Origin of the sequence: Delftia sp. WSY_22 (assembly GCF_043104185.1) — a bacterium.
Taxonomy (GTDB): Bacteria; Pseudomonadota; Gammaproteobacteria; order Burkholderiales; family Burkholderiaceae_C; genus Comamonas; species Comamonas tsuruhatensis.
This window is the reverse complement of the sequence record NZ_JBICKN010000059.1, coordinates 319,278-341,246: the sequence shown is the minus strand read 5'-3', so window position 1 is coordinate 341,246 and position 21,969 is coordinate 319,278. Positions and strand designations below refer to the sequence as shown.

At 69.0% G+C, this 21,969-nt stretch carries 20 protein-coding genes; 6 read left to right on the top strand and 14 right to left on the bottom strand.

Annotated elements, in window-relative coordinates:
• Window positions 1-86: 86 nt before the first annotated feature.
• Genes ACF8NF_RS27235 through ACF8NF_RS27225 form a run of 3 tightly spaced genes read right to left on the bottom strand, consistent with a single transcriptional unit; the run spans window position 87 to window position 3,181 of the window.
• Window positions 87-545 (bottom strand): hypothetical protein, encoded by a 459-nt coding sequence (locus tag ACF8NF_RS27235; protein WP_392451619.1) that lies wholly within the window; start codon window positions 543-545, stop codon window positions 87-89.
• A 48-nt stretch (window positions 546-593) separates the two neighbouring features.
• Window positions 594-980 (bottom strand): DUF3703 domain-containing protein, encoded by a 387-nt coding sequence (locus ACF8NF_RS27230; RefSeq protein ID WP_016449914.1) that lies wholly within the window; start codon window positions 978-980, stop codon window positions 594-596.
• Window positions 977-3,181, bottom strand: coding sequence for a heavy metal translocating P-type ATPase (locus ACF8NF_RS27225; RefSeq protein ID WP_392451618.1), 2,205 nt, complete (start codon window positions 3,179-3,181; stop codon window positions 977-979). Before ACF8NF_RS27225 ends, ACF8NF_RS27230 begins: the two co-directional genes overlap by 4 nt.
• Before the next feature lie 39 nt (window positions 3,182-3,220).
• Between ACF8NF_RS27225 and ACF8NF_RS27220 the strand changes: the two genes are divergently transcribed.
• The 4 genes from ACF8NF_RS27220 (at window position 3,221) to ACF8NF_RS27205 (ending at window position 6,374) form a co-directional block, all read left to right on the top strand.
• A complete protein-coding gene (locus ACF8NF_RS27220; protein ID WP_154834674.1) occupies window positions 3,221-3,685 on the top strand; it encodes a Cd(II)/Pb(II)-responsive transcriptional regulator in 465 nt (154 codons plus the stop codon).
• A gap of 72 nt (window positions 3,686-3,757) precedes the next feature.
• Window positions 3,758-4,561, top strand: a complete 804-nt coding sequence (locus ACF8NF_RS27215) for an ABC transporter permease (RefSeq protein WP_012204765.1) — start codon at window positions 3,758-3,760, stop codon at window positions 4,559-4,561.
• A gap of 65 nt (window positions 4,562-4,626) precedes the next feature.
• Window positions 4,627-5,619 carry an MlaD family protein gene (locus ACF8NF_RS27210; protein WP_013803088.1) on the top strand — a complete coding sequence of 331 codons (993 nt, stop codon included), beginning with the start codon at window positions 4,627-4,629 and terminating at the stop codon, window positions 5,617-5,619.
• Entirely contained in the window at window positions 5,616-6,374 is a 759-nt protein-coding gene (locus ACF8NF_RS27205) for a hypothetical protein (RefSeq protein WP_392451617.1), read from the top strand. Before ACF8NF_RS27210 ends, ACF8NF_RS27205 begins: the two co-directional genes overlap by 4 nt.
• Before the next feature lie 59 nt (window positions 6,375-6,433).
• Here the strand turns inward: ACF8NF_RS27205 and ACF8NF_RS27200 are convergent, their stop codons facing one another.
• A complete protein-coding gene (locus tag ACF8NF_RS27200; protein ID WP_016449910.1) occupies window positions 6,434-6,598 on the bottom strand; it encodes a hypothetical protein in 165 nt (54 codons plus the stop codon).
• Window positions 6,599-6,834: 236 nt separating this feature from the next.
• Window positions 6,835-7,863: a porin gene (locus tag ACF8NF_RS27195; RefSeq protein WP_016449909.1), complete on the bottom strand. Its 1,029-nt coding sequence runs from the start codon at window positions 7,861-7,863 to the stop codon at window positions 6,835-6,837.
• 528 nt (window positions 7,864-8,391) lie between these two features.
• On the opposite strand from ACF8NF_RS27195, the gene ACF8NF_RS27190 reads away from it, so the two are divergent.
• On the top strand, window positions 8,392-9,030 hold the full coding sequence (locus ACF8NF_RS27190) for a response regulator transcription factor (RefSeq protein WP_016449908.1): 639 nt from the start codon (window positions 8,392-8,394) through the stop codon (window positions 9,028-9,030).
• 25 nt (window positions 9,031-9,055) lie between these two features.
• On the opposite strand, the gene ACF8NF_RS27185 is transcribed toward ACF8NF_RS27190, so the two are convergent.
• Window positions 9,056-11,707 carry a PAS-domain containing protein gene (locus ACF8NF_RS27185; protein ID WP_061287759.1) on the bottom strand — a complete coding sequence of 884 codons (2,652 nt, stop codon included), beginning with the start codon at window positions 11,705-11,707 and terminating at the stop codon, window positions 9,056-9,058.
• A gap of 223 nt (window positions 11,708-11,930) precedes the next feature.
• On the opposite strand from ACF8NF_RS27185, the gene ACF8NF_RS27180 reads away from it, so the two are divergent.
• Window positions 11,931-13,259 (top strand): dicarboxylate/amino acid:cation symporter, encoded by a 1,329-nt coding sequence (locus ACF8NF_RS27180; protein WP_016449906.1) that lies wholly within the window; start codon window positions 11,931-11,933, stop codon window positions 13,257-13,259.
• An 83-nt stretch (window positions 13,260-13,342) separates the two neighbouring features.
• Here the strand turns inward: ACF8NF_RS27180 and ACF8NF_RS27175 are convergent, their stop codons facing one another.
• From ACF8NF_RS27175 to ACF8NF_RS27140, 8 genes are all read right to left on the bottom strand, one after another.
• Window positions 13,343-14,224 carry a MurR/RpiR family transcriptional regulator gene (locus ACF8NF_RS27175; RefSeq protein WP_016452430.1) on the bottom strand — a complete coding sequence of 294 codons (882 nt, stop codon included), beginning with the start codon at window positions 14,222-14,224 and terminating at the stop codon, window positions 13,343-13,345.
• 120 nt (window positions 14,225-14,344) lie between these two features.
• A complete protein-coding gene (locus ACF8NF_RS27170; protein WP_017404563.1) occupies window positions 14,345-15,517 on the bottom strand; it encodes a Gfo/Idh/MocA family protein in 1,173 nt (390 codons plus the stop codon).
• Between the two features lie 39 nt (window positions 15,518-15,556).
• On the bottom strand, window positions 15,557-16,489 hold the full coding sequence (locus tag ACF8NF_RS27165; RefSeq protein WP_392451616.1) for a TIM barrel protein: 933 nt from the start codon (window positions 16,487-16,489) through the stop codon (window positions 15,557-15,559).
• Window positions 16,490-16,513: 24 nt separating this feature from the next.
• Window positions 16,514-17,527: a Gfo/Idh/MocA family oxidoreductase gene (locus ACF8NF_RS27160; protein ID WP_392406783.1), complete on the bottom strand. Its 1,014-nt coding sequence runs from the start codon at window positions 17,525-17,527 to the stop codon at window positions 16,514-16,516.
• 14 nt (window positions 17,528-17,541) lie between these two features.
• The gene (locus ACF8NF_RS27155) at window positions 17,542-18,363 is read right to left on the bottom strand and encodes a TIM barrel protein (protein ID WP_151019707.1); all 822 of its coding nucleotides are present in this window, start codon (window positions 18,361-18,363) and stop codon (window positions 17,542-17,544) included.
• On the bottom strand, window positions 18,360-19,307 hold the full coding sequence (locus ACF8NF_RS27150) for a sugar phosphate isomerase/epimerase family protein (RefSeq protein ID WP_392451615.1): 948 nt from the start codon (window positions 19,305-19,307) through the stop codon (window positions 18,360-18,362). Before ACF8NF_RS27150 ends, ACF8NF_RS27155 begins: the two co-directional genes overlap by 4 nt.
• A gap of 24 nt (window positions 19,308-19,331) precedes the next feature.
• On the bottom strand, window positions 19,332-20,369 hold the full coding sequence (locus tag ACF8NF_RS27145; protein WP_016449899.1) for an ABC transporter permease: 1,038 nt from the start codon (window positions 20,367-20,369) through the stop codon (window positions 19,332-19,334).
• Window positions 20,370-20,398: 29 nt separating this feature from the next.
• The gene (locus ACF8NF_RS27140) at window positions 20,399-21,949 is read right to left on the bottom strand and encodes a sugar ABC transporter ATP-binding protein (protein WP_046240129.1); all 1,551 of its coding nucleotides are present in this window, start codon (window positions 21,947-21,949) and stop codon (window positions 20,399-20,401) included.
• Window positions 21,950-21,969: the final 20 nt, after the last annotated feature.

The window sequence follows — 21,969 nt, the reverse complement described above, 5'->3', positions numbered from 1 at the left end:
GCAGCCAAGCGCCCTGCCATGCCCGAGAACGGGCTGCCCATGGACGGGCGGCAGGGATGGCGCGGACGCACTTCGGGCGTCAGGCTTCAGGAAATGGGTGGCTTGATGGCCTGCAGCTTGGCCGCGCTGGCAAAGCGCGTGCTGCCTTGGGGGCGCAGTGCGGCGGACGGCGCAGCGCCGTCCGAACCGATCTGGCCAGGGGTGAAAAGGGCCGAATGGCAGATGCCGCACAGGGTGCAGCTGGGGCCGTGTTCATGCTCGCCGCAGCCGCCGCCCGCAGGGCTGCCGGCCTGGGGGGAGCAGTCTGCACTGTGCTCGGCGTGCAACGTATGCGAGGGGTGAGAGGGCTGCTCCGTGGCGTGTGCCGGATGCCGTTCATGGCTGTCCGGCGACTGCGCGATCTCCGGCGCATGGTGGTGGAGTGCGGAGTCCGACGCCAATGCGACGGCCGGAGCCGGGACGCCCATCACCGGCGCAGCCCCCATGGCCATGGCATCGCCCAGCAGGCCACGCAGGACCAGCAGCAAGACCAGGACAATGGACAAGGGGCGACGCATAGGCATGGATGATACCGGACGGTGCCACGAAGTTCCTCAGGTGCGAGCCCTCTGCCCGGGCGGGCGGCGCGTGGTGCGCAGTGCCTCGGCGATCAGCGCCGATATGGCGGGTGGCATGTCCATGGGCAGGGTGGCCGGCACCGTGGTGCGGCCGGTGTTGCCGCGCGGCAGCCGGTCCAGCAGATGGCCTGCGGGCACCAGGGCCAGGCGCAGCAGCTGGCCGGCGACCTCCCTGCCGTCGCGTAACTGCAGCGCGTGGCGCAGCATCCAGCAGTGGGATCGCCAGTGCAGGCCCAGCAGCTGCTGGCCCAGCACATGGCTGGCCTCCAGCAGCAGCCAGCGCTGTGCGGGCGCCTGGTCCTGGCTTGAACGGAAGCTGTGCAGCAGGTGGGTGAAGGCGGCACGGCGCTGGGCGTCGGTCATGCCGCCTCCCTGTCGCTGCCCCAGCGGCGCAGCCGAAGGCCGTTGCCGACCACCAGCAGGCTCACGCCCATGTCGGCGAGCACAGCCAGCCACATGCTGGCGTTGCCGGCCAGGGCCAGCGCGAAGAACACCAGCTTGACGCCCAACGACAGGGCGATGTTCTGCCAGAGCACGGCGTGGGCGCTGCGTGACAGCTCCACCACCTCGGGCAGGCGGCGCAGGTCGTCGTTCATCAGCACCACGTCGGCGGTTTCCATGGCCATGCCCGTGCTGTGCATGCCGCCCATGGCAAAGCCGATGTCGGCTTGGGCCAGTGCCGGCGCGTCGTTGATGCCGTCGCCCGTCATGGCCGTGGGGCCGCGTGTGCGTTGCAGCTCGGCCAGTGCGTCGAGCTTGTCCTGGGGCAGCAGGCCGCCGCGCGCATCCTGGATGCCGGCTTCGGCAGCGATGGAGCGCACGGTGGCCGTGTTGTCGCCGCTGAGCACCACGGGCTGCACGCCCAGGGCCTGCAGGCGCGCCACGGCTTCGCGGGCCTGGGGCCGCAGCGGGTCGGCCACGGCGAACAGGGCCCGCACGCCGCTGCTGTCGGCCAGCAGGGTCACGGTGCGGCCCTGGGCTTCGTGCATGGCCAAGCCGGCGCGCAGCGCGGCGCTGTCCCAGCCTTGCTCCTGCACCCAGCGCAGGTTGGCCAGGGTCCAGAGCTGGCCGTCGATCTCGGCCTGCACGCCACGGCCGGGCAGGGCCAGCAGCTTGCTGACCGAGGCCCGCGCGGCCACGGCGGCCACGGCGGCATCAGCCTGGAGGCCGGAAGCAATGGCGCGCGAGACCGGGTGGTCCGAGCGGCCGGCCAGGGCCAGGGCGCGCGCGGCGGGCAGGGCGGGGCCAGGGGCGGTGTCCCGGGCTGCATCCTCTTCGCTCCAGGATTTCCATTCGACCAGCTTGGGGCTGCCCGTGGTCAGCGTGCCGGTCTTGTCCAGGGCAATGGCGCGCAGTTTGCGGGCCGATTCCAGCGCCTGGCCGCCCTTGATCAGCAGGCCGCGGCGTGCCGCGGCCGTGAGCGCGCTGACCACGGTGACGGGGGTGGACAGCACGAGGGCGCAGGGGCAGGAGATGACCAGCAGGGCCAGCGCCTGGTAGGCCGCGTCATGCCAGCTCCAGTCCATGACCAGCGGTGCCAGCACCGCCAGCGCAATGGCCAGCACCAGCACGATGGGCGTGTAGACGGCAGCAAAGCGGTCGACGAAGCGCTGGGTGGGCGCCTTGGAGGCCTGGGCCTGCTCCACGGCATGGACGATGCGCGCAATCAGGCTGTCATTGGCCGCCGAGGTGACGCGCATCTGCAGCTCGCCATCCTGGTTGATGCTGCCGGCGTAGAGCTCGTCGCCCGGGGCCTTGTCGGCCAGAGCGCTTTCTCCGGTGATGGGGGCCTGGTTGACCGAGCTTTCGCCGCGCAGGACCACGCCGTCCAGCGGCACGCGCGCGCCGGGGGCCACGCGCACGGTGGCGTCCAGTGCCACGTCGGCGGCGGCCACGCGCTGCACGCTGCCATCGGGCTGGAGCACGTCGGCCGTCTCGGGCGCCATCTGCAGCAGGCTGCGGATGGCATTGCGCGCGCGGTCCATGGCCTGGTCCTCGATGCGCTCTGCCGCGGCGTACAGGGCCATGACCATGGCGGCCTCGGGCCACTGGCCGATGGCGAAGGCTCCCGTGACGGCAATGGCCATCAGCGCGTGGATGCCCAGCTTCAGGCGCAGCACGTCGCGGATGCCGGCCTTGTAGACGCCCAGGCCCGACAGGGCAATGGCCAGCACGGCCACGGCCATGCCGCCGTATTGCAGGGCCGGCACGCCGCCCTGGGAGCCGCTGAGCCAGTGGGCGGCTTCGGCCAGCACGGCTGCAATCAGCGCGGCCGTGATGCGCGGCCAGCCGGGCAGCACGCTGTGGTCATGGCCGGCATGGGGATCGCTCTCGTCGTGACCGTGGTCGTGATTGTGGTCGTGATCGTGGCCATGGCCCTCGCCGTGCGCATGCGAATGGCCATGGGCCTTCTTGCGGGCCGGCGTGGGCTGGGTGATGGTGAAGGGCGCGCAGCAATCGGTGCCGCAGGCGGAAGACGGCGAAGTCGAGGCGGGCGTGGAATGGGCTGGGAAGGCTTTCAGGGCCTCGTTGCCCTGAGGGCTTGGCAGGCGATTGGAGTTCATGCGAGCATTGGAAACGGTGAAGTCACTTCAAGGTCAAGCATGTCACAGCATGAATCTGCGCGCTGGCGCATCGGCGAGGCGGCCAAGCGTTCCGGCGTGGCCGCCGCCAACATCCGCTACTACGAGAAGGAAAGGCTGCTCAGTGCAGGCGTGCGCGAGGACAACCAGTACCGGCTGTACAGCGACAGCGATGTGCACCGGCTGCGCTTCATCCGCCTGTGCCGCGCCATGGACATGTCGCTGGACGAGGTGCGCACCCTGCTGGCGCTGGACGGCGCCAGCAAGGCCGACTGCGTGGCCGCCAACGAAACCCTGGATGCCCACCTGGGCCATGTGCGCGAGCGCCTGGCCGAGCTGCGCGCGCTGGAGCATGAGCTGATGCAGCTGCGCAGCCAGTGCGACGGGTCGGCCAGCTACTGCCATCTGATCGAGGCCCTGCACGCCCAGGCCGACGAACCGCTGACACCCGCCCTGGGCAGTACCGGCGCCAAGCGCCATGTGTAGCGCCGTCCGCAGCTGCCTGTCTTGCGCCGGCGTCCGACGGACCGTCCCGGTACGGCTCGCTATCATCGACCGATGAGCCTCAGCCACGCAGCCCTGTCCCTTCCCGACCGCATCTGGGCGGCGCTGCGCGACCATGCGCTGGCCTGGTGGCGCAGCGTCTACCTGGGCGCCGTGCTGCTGGTGCTGGCCATGTCCCCTTCCAGCTACCGGCGCGGCGCGCGGCGTGCCATGGCGCACCAGATCTATGTGCAGACCGGGCCCATCCTGCTGGGCTTCACGGCGCTGGCGGCGCTGCTGTGCGCGGTGATCACGCGCATCGTCATCGTCACGGCGCTGAGCTATGGGCTGTCGCGCTATGCGCTGGAGATGGTGGTGCGCGTGCTGGTGATCGAGCTGATCCCGCTGACGGCCGCACTGTTCGTGGCCATGCGCTGCACCATTCCCAATGGCACGCTGATTGCGCAGCTGCGCGCGCGGGGCCAGCTCCAGGCTTGGCAGGAGCGCGGCTCCGATCCGCTGCGCATGGCCCTGGTGCCGCGCGCGGCCGGTGGCGTGTTTGCCTCGGTCACGCTGGCCGTGCTCAGCTGCGTGGTGGCCCTGGTCACCGTCTACCTGAGCGTCTATGGCTTCACGCTGGCGGGCCTGCCCGGCTACACGCGCATCTTCGGCCAGATCTTCACGCCGGCCGTGACCCTGGTCTTCGTGCTCAAGACCTGGTTCTTCAGCCTCACCGTGGCCATCATGCCCATGGCTTCGGGCCTGTATGCGCCGCTGCGGCGCCACCGGCTCGGCGGCGCGGCGCTGGGCGGCTTTGCGCGCATGTTTGCCGTGCTGCTGGTGATCGAGGTGATCTCGCTCATGGGCAACTACTACTGAGCACGCCCGCTGAACTCTACGAACCCCACATGCACGGCAAGGCCCGTGCCAGAACAAGGAATGCCATGACCGATACGCGGCGCACGCCGCCAGACCCCTGGGACGGCGAGGAAATCGAGGCCCTCAAGCCCGTGGCGCACCTGCGCGCCAAGGCGGCGGGCCTGCTGCTGTTCACGCTGGTGCTGATTCTTGGATCGGCCCTGTACCTGCTGTACTCGCGCGGCGTGTTCGACGCCACGCAGCGCCTGGTGCTCACGGCCGACGACTCCGAGGGCGTGAGCGTGGGCATGGACATGACCTTCTCGGGCTTTCCGATCGGGCGCGTGCGCCGCATCGAGCTGGCCGAGGACGGCAATGTGCGAATCCTCATCGACGTGCCGCGCAAGGACGCGCACTGGCTGCGCGAGTCCAGCGTCTTCACCCTGGTCAAGGGGCTGGTGGGTGGCACCACCATCAAGGCCTACAGCGGCATCCTCAGCGATCCGCCGCTGCCCGACGAGGCCGTGCGCCCCGTGCTGCGCGGCGATGCCACGGCCGAGCTGCCGCAGATCATGTCCACGGCCAAGGAAGTGCTGGGCAACATCGCCCAGCTCACCGCGCCGGATTCGGCCCTGGGCGGGTCGCTGACCGAGCTGCGGGGCCTGGCCGGCCGGGCCCAGGGGCCGGGCGGCGTGCTCGGCGTGGTCATGGGCAGCGAGCAGGAGGCGCGCAAGGTCACGGCCCTGCTGGACCGCGCCAATGCCACGCTGGCCCGCATGGAGCGCATGGTGGCGCGGGCCGACAGCCAGGTGTTCGACGCCGGCGGCGTCATGCCCGAGGTGCGTTCCACCGTGGTGCAGCTCAACGGCCTGCTGGCCGATACGCGCCGCACGCTGGGCAAGGTGGACGCCGTGCTGGCCGAGGCCCAGGCCGTGGGCTCCAATGCGCGCGAGGCCACGGCCGACCTGGGCGCCCTGCGCGCCGAGGTGGAGGGCAACCTGCGCCGCCTCGAAGGCGTGCTGGCCGACCTGCAGCGCAAGTGGCCGTTTGCCCATCAACCGGAGTTGAAGCTGCCATGAGTGCTGCCGCCAAGAAACTTTCTGCCGCAACCCTCCTGGCGCGCCATGCCGTCGCCGGCGCCGTGCTGACCCTGGTGCTGGCAGGCTGCAGCAGCCGCCCGCCCGCACCGGACTGGGCGCTGAATGCCGAATCTGCGTCCCAGCGCGCCTCCACCGCCTACCTGGAAGGCCGCCAGCGCGTGCAGGCCCTGGAATGGGACAAGGCCCGCGCCGAGGTGGCCGCCACGGGCCGCACCGACCTGGCCGCGCGCCTTGAACTGATGCGCTGCGCGGCCCAGGTGGCCAGTCTGGAATGGGACGACTGCCCCGGCTACCAGGCGCTGGCGCTTGACGCGGCGCCAGCCGAGGCCGCCTATGCGCGCTATTTGCAAGGCAGGCCCCGGCCCGAAGACATTGCGCTATTGCCGGAACTACAGCGCCCCGTGGCGCAGGCGCTGCTGGGTGCGCCTGCCTCGGCGCTGGCTGCCGTGGGCGCCATCAAGGAGCCGCTGCCCCGGCTGGTGGCGGCCGGCGCGGCCTTGCGGGCGGGGGCGGCACAGCCGCAGTTGCTGGAGCTGGGTGCCGAGACCGCCTCGGCCCAGGGCTGGCGCCGGGCGGTGATGGCCTGGCTGCTGCTGCAGGCCAGGGCCCATGATCAGGCGGGCGAGGTGGACAAGGCCCAGTCCGTCAGGCGCAGGCTGGCGCTGCTGGAGAAGACGGCCAGCGGTGGGGGCGCATCGGCAGGTACATCAACCGGCGCATCGGCCGGTAAATGAAAACAGCGCCAGTCCGCAAGGGATGGCGCTGAGCAGGCATTTGCAGGCGCTTGCAGGGCCTACATCGACGACAGCAGGGCGCCCGGGTCTTTTTGCAGCAAGGTGTCTGCGGCCGGGGCGGCGCTGTCCAGCCACAAGGTGGCAACGCTGGCGGCGACGGCAAGCAATACCGTGGCGGTGAAGGCAATGAAGGGATGACGTCCGAAGGGGCTGGGTCTGCGCATGGTGCACCTCCTGTCTGGCAGCGCAGGCAGAGCATGGGGCTGGGCCTGGACTCCATTGCACACCGGATTGCGCAGCGTGGCTGTCGGACAATCGCTTTCTCTCTTGACGTTCGTGAAAAAAGCGGTGGGAGAAATTCCCTATCGATCTTCAGAAGGCCGAAAAAAAAGCGAGGCAGGGCCTCGCTGAAAGTTCGGGACGTAAGTCCCCGGCCCGTGCTGGCAGGCCAGGCGTCGCCTTAGAAACGGTGGCGGATACCCGCGATCAGGCTGGTGCCCGACTTCAGGTCCGTGATGCGGTCGTGCATCAGCACGGTGTACACATCGGTGCGCTTGGACAGGTAGTGGTCGTAGCCCAGGCTGGCCGTGGTGCGCGTGGAGTCCACGGCGCCGATCTCGGCCTTGGTGCGGGCCAGGGCTGCCTTGATGGTGCCGGCGCTGCTCACGGGCACGTCCAGGCCCAGCGAGTAGGTGCTGTTCTTGCGGTCCAGGTCCTTGACCTTGGCCTGGCCGTAGGTCGCGTACAGCTTGGCCACTTCGAAGTTGTAGGTGCCGCCCAGCATCCAGTCGGTCTTGGTGGGCATGACGGCCAGGCTCACGGGGTTGCTGATCTGGGCGCGTTCGTAGAAGGCCACCAGGCTCAGCGGGCCGCCGAAGTACATGGCGTTCACGCCGATGTTCTTCTTGCCGGAGTCGCCGCCCTTTTCACCGAACTGGTAGTGGACGTTGGCCTGCAGGCCGCCGAACTTGGGCGTGCTGTAGACGATCTGGTTGCTCCAGCCGGTGTCCGACGGCGTGGTCAGGTTGGCCGAGCCCCAGGCTGCCGTGCCCACGTTGGCGTGCAGCACCAGCGGGGAGATGGTGAAGGAGTCGCCGAAGGGGTTGGTCAGGATGGTGGGCAGGAAGTTGGGCGCCATGCCGCGGCCCAGGCGCACCGTGCCGAAGCCGCCGGACAGGCCGACGTTGGCATCGCGCGAGAAGTACGGGTCGCCGTCGAAGCGGCCGGGGCTGCCGGTGTCCACGCGCATGAAGGCCGTCAGCTGGAAATCGACCTTCAGGCCGCCGCCCAGGTCTTCCTGGCCCTTCATGCCCCACCAGGAGGTGGTCATGCCGCCCGAACCCACGACGCCCTTGCCGCTGGCGTCGCCAGCCATGCGCATGGAGCCGGCATAGGCGTCCACCAGGCCCGTCAGCTGGACCGAGCTTTGGGCGTGTGCAGCGCCGGCGCAGGCCAGTGCAGCGGCCAGTGCGATGAAGGAACGTTTCATGTTGAGGAGTCTTTCATTGTTGGATAGTGGAAACGGTTGGCCAGTGCTGTGACCGGGGCAGACGATGAGGCAAACGCCCTGGGCGGGCTATGTGGCAAACCTGGGACAGTGGCGTTTTCGCATCAGGGTCCGGCCGGTGTCGGCGTGCCTTTGCGGTGCGCGCGCGAGGCAGTCCAGACTGGCTAAGCCGCGTATTACAACGCATCCCAGCCATTGCACCGGCCAGAAAGTGGTGTCTTTGACACAGTTATGACGAAACTTAATTTGTGTTTTGCACTCTTGCGGCTTGAACGCTGCCGTGCACTGGGTTGGGGCCGGGGCACCAGGCCTGTGCAGCAGGTCCTTGCAAGAGGGTTCAAAGGTCAATTCAGGGCTCCTTGTTCGTCGGTTGGAGGAAGATTTCCGCCTGTTGCCAGGCCTGTGGCTGCAACTGATTGCAAACGGCGTGCCAGCCTGCAATCCGGCCACCGGCCTCCACGGGGGTCCATGAGCCGGGCATGTGTTTGCAGACGTGTCAGACTCGCGCCCATGTCCGAATCCACCCTGCTCGTTGCCGATGACCACCCGCTGTTCCGCGCTGCGGTGATCCATGTGCTGCGCGAGGCCCTGCCGCAGTTCGCCGTGCTGGAGGCCGCAAGCGCTGCGACCCTGGGGGCGGCGCTGCAGCAGCACCCCGAGATCGAACTGGTGCTGCTGGACCTGGCCATGCCGGGCGCGCGCGGCTTCTCCGCGCTGCTGCATGTGCGCGGCGAGTACCCCGACATTCCGGTGGTGGTGATCTCATCCAACGACCATCCGCGCGTGATCCGCCGTGCCCAGCAGTTCGGTGCCGCGGGCTTCATTCCGAAATCGGCGCCGGCCGAGGCCATAGGCACGGCCCTGCAGGAAGTGCTGGACGGCGGCAGCTGGTTCCCGCCCATGGCCGCCGAGCGCTCCGAGGCCGACGCCGCGCTGGCCGCGCGGCTGGCCCAGCTCACGCCCCAGCAGTTCCGCGTGCTGCTGTGCCTGGCCGACGGCCTGCTCAACAAGCAGATCGCCCATGAACTGGGGCTGGCCGAGAACACCGTCAAGGTGCATGTGACGGCCATTCTCAAGAAGCTGGAGTGCTACAGCCGCACGCAGGCTGCCGTGCTGGTCAAGAGCCTGGAGAACGACGGCACGGCCTGAACTCCTGCCGCGGCGTGCCGTGCCCCTACCGGTGGCGCAGCAGCATCTGGCTCATGAGCGCGCGCAGCGCGGGCGGGCGCACGGGCTTGGCCAGAAAGCCCCAGCCGCGCTCGGCCGCCTGGCGGCGCAGCATGCCGTCGCGCTCGGCCGTGACCAGGATCACGGGCGGCGACTGGCCCCAGCGCTGGCACAGCTGCGCGTAGACATCGGGGCCGTGCAACTGGCCCAGGCGCACGTCGAGCAGCACCAGTTGCGGTGCCTCGCCGGGCGCGGCCAGCGCCAGCGCCTCGGCCGGGCCGCCGGCCAGCGGCACGCTGCAGCCCCAGCGCTGCAGCAGGGCGCGCATGGCGGTGCAGGACTGGGGATCGTCCTCCACATACCAGGCGTTCATGCCCTGCAGCGGTGCATCCTGGTCCGGGTCGCCGGTCTGCGCGCTTGCGGCGATCTGCGGCACGGCGCCCGGGTCGCCCAGCGGCACGCAGACCCAGAACACGCTGCCCCGGCCCAGTTGCGAGCGCAGGCCGATCTCATGGCCCAGCAGCCGGCCCAGGCGCTCGACGATGGCCAGGCCCAGCCCGGCGCCACGGTCGTCGCCATGGCCCTCGTCCAGGCGGCGGAATTCCTCGAAGATCTCGTGCTGCAGGCTCTCGGGAATGCCCGGTCCCTGGTCGTGCACCTCGATGCGCAACTGCTGGCCCTGGCGCCGGCAGCCGATGACGATGCGGCCCTGGCGCGTGTAGCGTATGGCGTTGGACAGGAAGTTCTGCAGGATGCGGCGCAGCAGGGCCTCGTCGCTGCGCACCACGCAGCGCGTGTCCACCGCGCTCAGGCGCAGGCCCCGGCTTTCGGCCAGGATGCCGAAGTTGTGGCGCATGACCTGCAGCAGCGGGCCCAGCGCGAAGTCGCGCACGCGCACCTCCAGCTGGCCCGATTCCATGCGCGAGATGTCCAGCAGGCTGCCCAGGATGGCGTCCTGCGCGGCCAGGGCGCCGTCGATGCTGTCGGCCACGTGGCGGCCCGCCTCGTCATGCAGATGGCTGCGCAGCAGGGAGCTGAACATGCGCGCGGCGTTCAGCGGCTGCAGCAGGTCGTGCACCGCAGCGGCCACGAAACGGGTCTTGTAGCGGTTGGCCTGCTCGGCCTCGCGCTTGGCTTCGGCCAGGTCGCGCGTGCGCTCGGCAATGCGCTGCTCCAGCGCATCGGCCAGCGAGCGCAGTTCGCGCGCGGCGTTCTTGTAGCTGGTGATGTCGGCGTAGCTGGTGACGAAGCCGCCATCGGGCAGCGGGTTGCCGCGGATCTCCAGCACCGTCCCGTCGTCCTTGGTGCTTTCACGCAGGTGCGGGCTGCCGCTGCGCAGATGCTGCAGCCGCCGGTGGATGGCCTCCTCGATGGGGCCGGGCCCCAGCAGGCCGCGCCGGGCGTTGTACCGAAACAGGTTCTCTATGGGCTGGCCCGTGCGCAGCAGCTCGGAGGGAAACCGGAACAGCTCCACGTAGCGCGAGTTCCAGGCCACCAGGTTGAGGTCGGCATCGATCACCACCACGCCCTGGGGCAGGTGCTCCAGGCTGCGGCTCAGTCCCGTGTCGGCCTGGCGCGCGGCCTGGACGATGCCGTCCTGGGCCGTGCGCAGCTCCTGGGCATGCTGGCGCAGCACGGTCTCCAGCTCCAGGCGGCTGCGCAGGCGCAGCGCGGCCAGCCGCCTGCGCTGGCGCACGAACAGCACCAGCATGCCCAGGGCCAGCCAGCCGCCCGCAGCGGCCGCCGCCGCCCAGCGGCTGGCCACGGTGCTGGCCTGCGTGTCATGCAGCAGGTGCAACTGCCAGTCGCTGCCGGGCAGGGGCAGGGTCTGCCACAGCGTGGTGCCGGGCAGGGCGGGTTCCTGCATCTGCACCAGGCGGCTGCCTTGCTCCAGGCCCTGGCGCACCCGGTAGCGCATGGGGTGCAGTTCCTGGTCGATGTACTGGCGCGTGGCGGCCAGGTCCGCCTCGTCGGCGGGGCTCAGGGGTGACAGCAGGCGGTAGCGCCAGTCGGGCTGGCTGGCCAGGAAGACCACGCCGTGCTCGTCCGAGGCCATGACCACGTCAGGCGTCTGCAGCCATTCGCGCTCCAGCTCCAGCAGCGCGATCTTGATCACCACCAGGCCCGCGACGGCGTTGTGCTCGTCCAGGATGGCCTGCGACAGGAAGTAGCCCGGCAGGCCCGTGGTCAGGCCGATGCCGTAGAAGCGCCCGCTGCCGCGCGACAGCGCCTGCTGCACATAGGGCCTGAAGCTGTAGTCCACGCCCACGTTGCTGCGCGTCTCGCGCCAGTTGCTGGCGGCCAGGGCCGTGCCGTGGCGGTCGATCAGGGTCAGCGTGGACGACTGGCTGGCGCCGTTGGCCTGCTCCAGCTTGCGGTTGAGGGCATCGACCTCGGCGGGAGACAGCGGGTGGGTGAGGGCGGCGCGCAGCTGCGCATCCAGCGCCAGTACCTCGGGCAGGGTGCGGTAGCGGTCTATGCGCTGGCCCAGGGCCTGGGCGTAGAGGCTGAGCTGGCGCTGCACGCTTTCGGCCTCGCCGCGCAGGGCGCGGTGGTAGACCAGCTCCCCGGCCAGCAGCATGCAGGCGAGCATGCCGCCGAACAGCAGCAGCAGGGTCCAGAAGGAGCGGCGTGAAGGGCGTCGAACGGGTTGGGGCATGGTGGTCTGGGCCCGATTGGGCGCCAGCTTGGTGCCTTCCAGGGACGGGAAGGGGTTGGGGATTACCCTGATTCTGCGTCCATTCTCCCTGGGAGAGCGCCTGCGCCTAATACCAATAGGTTATCGGCGCCGGAGGATGCCAGCGGTACAACCTGCACCTTCCCGCAACTTGCCGCACCTCGGTGGTGCGTCAACCCCACAGAAATCCTGCCGGAGCCGCACCATGCATGCCGTCCCCACCCACGCCGCCAGCCCCGAGCGGCTGCCCTTCTACCGCCAGCTGTATTTCCAGGTGGTGGTCGCCATCGTGGCGGGCGTGCTGCTCGGCCACTTCGAGCCCCAGTACGCCGAGCAGTTCAAGCCGCTGGGCGACGCCTTCATCAAGCTGGTGAAGATGATCATCGCGCCGGTGATCTTCCTGACCATCGTCACCGGCATTGCGGGCATGACGCACCTGCGCACGGTGGGCCGGGTGTTCCTCAAGGCCATGGCCTACTTCCTGTTCTTCTCCACGCTGGCCCTGGTGGTCGGCATGGTGGTGGCGCACGTGGTGCAGCCTGGCGCCGGCATGAACATCAACCCGGCCGACCTGGACCAGGCCGCCGTCAAGGGCTATGTGGCCAAGTCGCATGAGCTGACGCTCACCGGCTTTGCCATGGACATCATCCCCAAGACGCTGGTCAGCCCCTTCGTGGGCGACAACATCCTGCAGGTGCTGTTCGTGGCCGTGCTGTTCGGCATCTCGCTGGCCATGGTCGGCGACGCCGGCAAGCCCGTGCTCAACTTCCTGGAGGCGCTGACGGCCCCCGTGTTCAAGCTGGTCGGCATCCTGATGAAGGCTGCGCCGCTGGGCGCCTTCGGCGCCATCGCCTTCACCATCGGCAAGTTCGGCCTGGGTTCGCTGGTCAACCTGGCCTGGCTGGTGGGCTCGTTCTACATCACCTCGCTGCTCTTCGTGGTCGTGGTGCTGGGCTTCGTGGCGCGGCTGTGCGGCTTCTCGGTGCTCAAGCTGGCACGCTACCTGAAGGCCGAGCTGCTGCTGGTGCTGGGCACCTCGTCCTCGGAATCGGCCCTGCCTTCGCTGATGCAGAAGATGGAGCGCGCCGGCTGCGGCAAGTCCGTCGTGGGCCTGGTCGTGCCCACGGGCTATTCGTTCAACCTGGACGGCACCAACATCTACATGACGCTGGCCGCGCTGTTCATCGCCCAGGCCACCAACACCCACCTGACCCTGGGCCACGAGATCGCGCTGCTGCTGGTGGCCATGCTCAGCTCCAAGGGAGCTGCCGGCGTGACCGGCGCGGGCTTCATCACGCTGGCCGCCACGCTGGCCGTGGTGCCCGAGGTGCCCGTGGCCGGCATGGCCCTGATCCTGGGCGTGGACCGCTTCATGAGCGAGTGCCGCTCGCTGACGAACTTCATGGGCAACGCCGTGGCCACCGTGGTGGTCTCGCGCTGGGAAAACGAGCTGGACTACAGCAAGCTCAACGCCGCCCTGGACGGAGAGCCTGTGCAGGCCCTGCCTGCCGAGGCCGCCGTGGCCAAGGCCTGAGAACGCCCTGGCCAGGGCAAGGGCCGGCAACGGCCCCTGCCTGCCTCACCGCTGCGCCACCCCAGGGTGGCGCTTTGCTTTGTCTACTCGCCTGCCAAGCTGCCGGGCGCGGCTGACGAGCGCAGCGACAGCTCCAGCCGGTAGGCCAGGGCCACGAAAAGGCTTTGCGCCAGCCCCATGGCCGCCGTCAGCGCGCGAAAGCCGAAGGTGGCGCTGTCCTGCACGATCAGGGCCGCCTCGGCCTCGCGCGCAATGGGGCTCATGCGGCTGTCGGTCATGGCGATCAGGTGGGCGCTGCGCTGCCTGGCCCACTGCGCCACCTGCACGGTTTCGTCCGCATAGGGCATGAAGGAAATGGCGATCATCACGTCGCCGCTGCGCACCGACCGGATCTGCCCCTGCTGCATGCTGCCCAGCGCGCTGAACAGGCCTATGCGCTTGTCGGTGTGTTGCAGCGCATATTCCAGATACACGGCCACGGGAAACGAGCGGCGCGAGCCGGCGATCCAGATCGCCTGCGTGCCGGCCAGCAGCTCCACCGCCCGGTCGAATGCCTGACCGTCCAGGTTCTGGCGCAGCTGCTGCATGCCGGCCATGCCGCCTTTGAGGAATTCGTCGGCAATCTGCACGGGCTCCAGGGCGGCGGGGCCGGCCTCGACCATGTCGCGCACGCGCAGCTCATAGGCGCGGCCCGGCGCGATCTGCTCGGCAAGGCCTTCGCGGAACAGGCGCTGCATCTCGGAAAAACCCGAGAGCCCGAAATGCTTGGCAAACCGTACGACGGCCGAGGGCTGCACACCACATTGCGCGGCCAGGGACTGTATGCCTTGCAGGCCGAGCTGGTCGCGGTGGACCTCGATGTGGCGGGCAATGGCCTTGAGCTGCCGGCTCAGGCCATCGTATTCCTGGGCAATCTGCTGCAGGAGTCGGTCCACGGATGCGGGGGGCGGCGGGGAAGGGCTCATCGCAGGCGGGCCGGTGGGCGATCCCGGGGCAAGGGATCGACTGATTTCTGGATGGGCCATGATGCCATGGCGATCCCCGGGTCCCGGGCCGCTGGCAGCCCAGGCGGGGCATGGCATTCCCTAGCAGTAGTCCACCCAGATCCCGCCGGCATCGGCCGAGCGCACGCAGTTCTCCACCCAGCGCACGCCCTCGATGCCAGCGTGGATGTCCGGATGGAGGATGGTTTGCAGCGCCTCGCGATCGCGCCTGTCCGTGGCCTCCATGGCCAGCGCGAAGCGGTGGTAGAGGTTGGACCATGCCTCGAACAGGCCTTCCGCATGGCCTGCGCTGATGCGGTCTTCCTGCAGCGCGGCGGGGTGCAGATAGCCCATGCCGCGATCGAGCACCTGCGCCGGCTGGCCCTGGACTTCGTGGCGCAGCTGGTTGGGGTGTTCGTCCCACCATTCGAGGCTGGCCCTGGCGCCGATGACGCGCAGCTTGTGCCCATGCATGGAGCCGCTGTTGACCGCGCAGGCCCACAGGTAGCCCATGGCGCCGCCCTGGTACTGCATGAGGGTGAAGGCGTTGTCCTCCAGCGGGGCGCGGCTGCTGACGAAGCTCTGCCGGCTGCACATCAGCCGCTCGATCTTCAGCCCCGGCAGCATCACCTGGGAAAGGTACAGCGGATGCGTGCCAATGTCGCCCAGCACATAGCTGGGGCCGGCAAAGGCCGGGTCCATGCGCCAGCGCGCGGCGGGGCTGGACTGCTCCACCGCCTCGCTGTGAAAGCCGTGCGAGAACTGCATCTGCACGATGCGGATGTCGCCCAGCTCGCCCCGCGCGATCATCTCGCGCGCCTGGGCGATGAGCGGGTGGCCGGCATAGCCGTAGGCCACGCCGACCATGCGGTTCCTGGCAAGGGACAGCTCCAGCAGCTCCTTGGCCTCGGCCGTGGTGAAGCACAGCGGTTTCTCGCAGACCACGTGCAGGCCTGAGAGCAGGGCGGCCTTGCAGATCTCGAAATGGGTGTTGTTGGGCGTGGCGATGGATACCGCGCGAATGCCGTCCGGGCGGCCGGCCTCGGCCTCGAACATCGCCCGGTAGTCGGCGTAGCAGCGCTGCACGTCCACGCCCAGTTGTTCGCCGAACCGGCGCCCGCGCGCGGCATCGATGTCGAACGCCCCGGCCACGAGCCGGAAATTGTGGTCGCGCAGCGCCGCCGACCGGTGCACATGGCCGATCTGGCTGTTGTGTCCGCCGCCGACCATGCCCCAGGCAATCGGGCGGCCGGGCAGAAGGGTTCCGTCGATCATGGTGTCCACCTTTGTGTTGCGTCTTCAGCAAAAGCGTCTTCAGCAAAAACCTGTGCGGGCCAGGAAGGCGCGGCTGGCGGCCACGTCGGGCAGGCTGGCACCCGCATTGCGCGGGTCGCGCTCCTGCTCCACCGTGATGCAGCCTGCATAGCCGATCTCCCGTAGCGTGGCGCCTATGGCCGGATAGTCGAGCACGCCTTGGCCGATGGGGCACATCACGCCCCGGGCGCAGGCGTCGAAGAACGCAATGCGCTCGCCCATCACCTGCCTGTACACCTGGGCGTCTATGTCCTTGAAATGCACGTATTCCAGCCGTGCCGCATGCCGGCGCAGCCAGCTTGCCGGGTCCATGCCGCTGTAGTGCAGGTGGCCGGTATCCAGGCACAGTCCGGCGGCCTGCGCCGGCACGTCGGCGGCGATGCGGTCGATCTCGTCGGCAAATTCGATGTAGCCGCCCGCATGCGGATGGATCACCGCGCGCACGCCGAAGCCGCTCCAGGCAAGGTGCGCTATCTGGCGGATGTGATCGACCATGGCGGCCCAGCGTGCATCGGACAGGCGCGGGGCGCGGTCCGGGTGGCCGGCCTCGAAGTCGCGCTCGGGGTGGCCCCAGTCCATCACCACGAGATAGGGCGCCGGGTAGCGTTGCCCGGCTGCAGCGGCCGGCCTGGGAAGCTGGCTGATGAGTCCGCAGATCTCGCGAGTCTGGCGCAGCAGCTGCGGCAGCCGGGCCGGCGAGACGAGATCGTCGAAGATCGTGCCGGCGGTGATGCACAGGCGCCGCTGCGTGAATTCCGTGCGTACCAGGGCCGCGTCGAGCGGGATGTAGCCGCAGGGGCCGAGTTCCATGCCCCGAAAGCCCGCCTCGCAGGCCTCGTCCAGCACCTGGCGCCAGGGCGGCAGGTGCGGGTTGTCCACGTTGTCCACGCCCCAGCAGCAGGGCGCGCAGCCAATGGTCAGGGACGCTGTCATGGTCGCAGTCATGGCGTCAGGGGCTCAGGGCTGGTAGAACGCCGGGCGCGCTGCGCTCGCCATGCGCTCTATCGCGCCGGAGGACTGCGCCAGCAGGCAGGCATCGGCGGCCACTGCGGCGGCGTAGCCGTCCCAGGCCGAGGGACCTGTCAGTTGCCGGTCGCGCACGCCGTCGATGAAGGCCTGCAGCTCCGCGTCGTAGGCGGCGATGAAACGCTGCTTCCAGTCGGTCAGCAGGGGCGTGCAGCTGCTGGCCGCGCGCTTCATGGGCACGGCCGCAGGCTCCGGCAGGCGCGCGATGCCCGTCTCGCCCACCACTTCGCACTGGATGTCGTAGCCGTACCGGCAGTTGACGAATACCTCCACGTCGATGCGCACACCGCCCACGGTCTCCAGCAGGATGATCTGCGGATCGTTCAGATGCGGCAATGCGTGGCGCGTCTTCCTGGGGAACACCACCTGGGCGCTGGCGTAGTCGTCGTCCAGCAGCCAGCGCAGGACATCGAGCTCGTGGATCAGCGTGTCGGTGATGGCCATGCTGGTGGTGTAGCCCCCGGCCACCGTGGGATTGCGGTGCGCGCAGTGCACCATCAGGGGCGCGCCAATCTCGCCGGCGGCGATGACATGGCGCAGCGCACGGTAGCCCGCGTCGTAGGGGCGCATGAAGCCGACCTGCACCAGGCGCCGGCCCTGCGCCACCTCTGCTTGCACGATGCGCATGCAGCCTGCGGCGGTCACCGCCAGCGGCTTTTCACAGAACACGGGCTTGCCGTGGGCGATGGCCTCCAGCACCAGTTCCTCGTGCGAGGGACCCCAGGAGGTGACCAGCACCGCCTGCACCTGTGGCGCGGCGATCAGCGCCCGGCCGCTGTCCATGATCTCGATGGCCGGATCATGTCCGGCCACCACGTCCCGCGCCTGCTGCGCATCGATGTCTGTCACCGCCACCACCCGGGCGCCCGACATCACCCGGGAGATCCTGCGGATGTGGTCTTGTCCGATGGCTCCGCAGCCTATTGCTCCGATCTGCAGCGTCATATGGTTCCCTTCTTTCAAAGCAATGAATGGCGGATGAAGTCCATGCTCTGGCGCAGCAGGGCTTCGTTGCTGTCCGCGTCCGTGATCCGGGCCGCGAACGGCTCGAACGAGACCGGGCCGCCATAGCCGCGATCGAGCAGTTCTCGCAACTGGGCGATGTTGCCCAGGCGGTCTCCTTCGCCGACCAGCACGCGGTGGCCGTCGCGCATCTGGCCGTCTTCGAGCCGGTGGTCCTCGACGCCCGAGACATGCACCAGCCCGGTCAGGTCGGGAAAGAAGATGTCTTCGCCGGCCAGGTAGTGGTGGAAGCTGTCGTGCACCAGCCTGAAGTGGCGTTCGCCGGCTGCGCCGTAGATCGCCTCGACGGCATCGGACTTGCGGCGCAGCGCGCACTCGGCAAAGCCCAGGGGCTCGACCAGTCCCTGCACGCCATGGCCATCGAGGAGGGGGCGCAGCTGCCTGAGGGCATGCACCAGGTCGCGCCGCCGCTGGCCGGGCGTGCGCGGGTCGGCCCTGTCGTTCAACGGGCACATGACCAGGGCCCGGGCGCCGCAGTCACGCGCGTACGCCGCCAGCGCGCGCGCCTTGCGCTCCAGGCCGGCGTCGAAAACGTCGAAGGGATACAGCGCGTTGATGGACACGATGGTGATGCCGGCCTGCCGCGCCGCGGCCTGGATGGCGGCGGGCGCCGTGCCGTCGCAGGTCTCGGCATGGGGCAGGTCGTTGCGGATCTCGATGGCCGACACGCCCAGGCGCCGGCACATGGCCAGGTAGCCGGCAAACGGCATGCGAGAGGCGCTGATGCGGTTGATGGCGAAATGGATGGGATTCGTCATGGGCCGGGACTCGGGTGGGAAGCGGTGGTCAGGGGCGCAAAGCGGTCCGGGAAATGCCTTTCCAGCTGTTGCTGTATCTGCTGGCGCATGAAGCGGCTGGATTCGGCCGCACGCTCTTCCCAGGCGAACACGCAGGACGACAGAACGCCGTCGAAGCCGGCGCTGCCCAGCGTGCCGAAGAACAGGTCCCAGTCGATCTCGCCCTGTCCCATGTCCAGGTGCTGGTGCACGCGGATGTGGTGCGAGCCCGGCGGGTTGACGATGTAGCGCAGCTGGCTGCTCTTCCTGTGGTCGAAGGTGTCGACCACGCGCACATGGGCCAGCAGCGGCGCGGCTTCGCGCAGCATGGCGGCCATGTCGCCGCCGTAGTGGAAGGTGTGCGGGGCGATATAGGACAGCCGCAGCGCCTTCGAGCCCATGTTCCTCACGATGTCCATGGCCGGCTGCAGCTGCTCTATCCAGTCCTCCGGATGCGGCTCCACGGACAGCGTGATGCCTTCGCGCTCCAGGATGGGCAGCAACTCGTCCATGGAGCGGAACCAGGCGGCCTCGCACATCTCCTTCGGATTCGCGCCGGCAGGACCGTTCACCGAGCGCTCGGGCGAGGCTCCACGGCCGAACTCCGAGACCATCAGCGCGCACTCCATCTCGATGGCCACCTCGATGGCCTTCTTCCAGCAGCGCATCGCCCATTGCCGTTCGTCCTCGAACGGGCTGGCCCAGCGGTACATGGGCTGCAGCGATGCCAGTGCCACGCCGCTGGCGCGCATGGCCTGGCGGAATGCGGCCATGCGCTCCTTGGTGGCGCGCGGCATCACCCACCAGTCCAGGAAATCGCTGCGCGGCGACAGCTCGATGTGCGCATAGCCCAGTTCGGCCACGGCCTGCGGCAGCCGGTCCAGCGGCTCGTGCCGGATCATGTAGGGATCGAGGGCGATTTTCATGGTGTCTGCCTGCAGGGCGCGCCGTCAGCGCCGCGCCTTCTTGTTGCGGTACTGGTCGGCGACCACGGCCGCGACGATGATGGCGCCCTTGACCATCTCCTGGTAGTAGGCGTCGATGCGGATGAAGGTGAAGCCCGAGGTCATGACGCCCAGGATCAGCACGCCGATCACCGTGCCGGTGATGCGGCCCATGCCGCCGGCCAGCGAGGTGCCGCCGATCACCACGGCGGCAATCGCATCGAGCTCGTACATGACACCCATGCCCGACTGGCCCGAGATGGCCCGCGCCGCCGTCACCGTGCCGGCGATGCCGCCGAGCAGGCCGGCAATCATGTAGACCCAGACCAGATGCCGCTGCACGTTGATGCCCGAAACCACGGCTGCCTGGCGGTTGGAGCCGATGGCATAGGTGAATTTGCCGAAGCGCGTATGGCGCAGCACCACGTGGAAGACGGCGGCGAGCACCAGAAAGATGATCACCGGATGGGCGCCGGAGCCGATCGCTGCGAAGTCGTCGGTCAGCATGGAGACGGGCGTGCCGTTGGTGAACCACTTGGCAAAGCCGCGTGCGGCCACCATGGTGCCCAGCGTGGCGATGAAGGGCGGAATGCCCGTGAAGGCGATCAGCGAGCCGTTGAGCAGGCCGACCATCAGGCCCACGCACATGCCGGCCGCCACCGGCCAGACCACGGGCAGGTCGGTCAGCTGCGGGAACACGGCACGCGGAAAGTCGGACACCTGTGCCAGGCTGGCGGACACCACGGCGGTGGCGGCCACCACCGAGCCCGACGACAGGTCGATGCCGCCGGTGATGATGACGAGGTTGACGCCCACGGCGATGATGCCGATCACCGCCATCTGCAGCACGATGATCTGCAGCCGCTCGGCGTTGAGCAAAAAGCTCTGGCCCACGGTGAGCCAGCCGGCTGCCTCGAAGAACAGTGCAATGCCCAGCAGCACCAGAAAGATGCTCAGTTCCGGCGGCCGCCTGGCCCGGTGCAGCGGGCCGGTGCCCGGGCCGGGCGGGGAGGGGGCCTGCGAGATCGATGGGGTATTGCTCATCTTGCCTGTCTCCGCTTGGGGTCCCCGGCTCAGCGGGAAGCCAGTTCCATGATCCGTACCTGGTCGGCGTCCCTGCGCTCGACGATGCCCGTCATGCGTCCCTCATGCATGACCAGGATGCGGTCGCTCATGCCCAGCACTTCGGGCATCTCCGAGGAAATCATCAGCACGGCCGCGCCCTCGGCGGCCAGCGTGCCGACAAGGCGGTGGATTTCGGCCTTGGCGCCGACATCGATGCCGCGCGTGGGCTCGTCGAGGATGAGGATGCGGGGCCGCGTCAGCAGCCAGCGGCCGATCAGCAGCTTTTGCTGGTTGCCGCCCGACAGGTTCTGTATCTGTTCATGCAGGCCGGGCGACTTGATGCGCAGCGTGCGCGCCATGTGCTCGCAGTCGCGGCGCAGCGCAGCCCGCTCGACGAAGCCGCACTTCACATGGCGGCTGCTCAGCACCGCCATCTCCATGTTGGCCTGCAAGTCCAGGCCCATGAAGCAGCCGGTGTCCTTGCGGTCCTCGGTGAGAAAGGCCATGCCGTGCCGCATGGCCTGCGCGGGCGAGTCGATCTTCACCGGCCGGCCGTCGATGCGGATCTCGCCGCTGGTGGCGGGCACCACGCCGAACAGCGCCTCGGCCAGATTGGAGCGCCCGGAGCCCACGAGGCCGGCCACGCCCAGGATTTCCCCGGCGCGCAGCTCGAAGCCCAGGCCGCTGAACACGCCCTGCACGCCCAGCCCGTCCACGGACAGCACCACGTCGCCCAGGGCCACGTCCTGCTTGGGGAACATCTGTGTGATCTCGCGCCCCACCATCATGCGGATGATGTCGTCGCGCGTGACGTCGGCGGCCGCATGCGTGCCTATGTAGCGGCCATCACGGAACACCGAGAACTCGTCGGCGATCTCGAACAGCTCGTTCATCTTGTGCGTGATGTAGACGATGCCTTTGCCCTGGCTGCGCAGGTGGCCGATGATGCGAAACAGGTGCTCCACCTCCCTGTCGGTGAGCGCGGACGTGGGCTCGTCCATGATCAGCACCTCGGAGTCGAAGGACACGGCCTTGGCGATCTCCACCATCTGGCGGCTGGCCACGGTCAGCGTGCGCACCTCGGCCCCGGGATCGATGCCGATGGCCAGCCGGTCGAACAGCGCCTGCGTGCGCTGGCGCAGCTGGCGGTGGTCGACCAGGCCGAGGCGGTTGAGCGGCTCGCGGCCAATCCAGATGTTCTCGGCCACGCTCATGCCGGGCATGAGGTTCAGCTCCTGGTGGATCATGGCAATGCCCTGCTGCAGCGCATCCAGCGGGCCGTGCAGCGTGACGGGCCTGCCCCTGAGGCGGATCTCGCCCTGGTCGGGCGCATGCATGCCGGCAATGATCTTCATCAGCGTGGATTTGCCGGCGCCGTTCTCGCCCATCAGCGCATGCACGCTGGCGCTGCGCACGCGCAGCTGCACATCGGCCAGTGCCACGACGCCGGGAAACGACTTGCCCACGCCACGCACTTCCAGAAGCCAGTCGCCAGCAGGGGATGGGGAAGCTGCAGGCCAGGGGGCGGCCTGCGGCCTGCCCGGCGAGACGGTGGGCATGGGCACTCCTTGGAGGACAG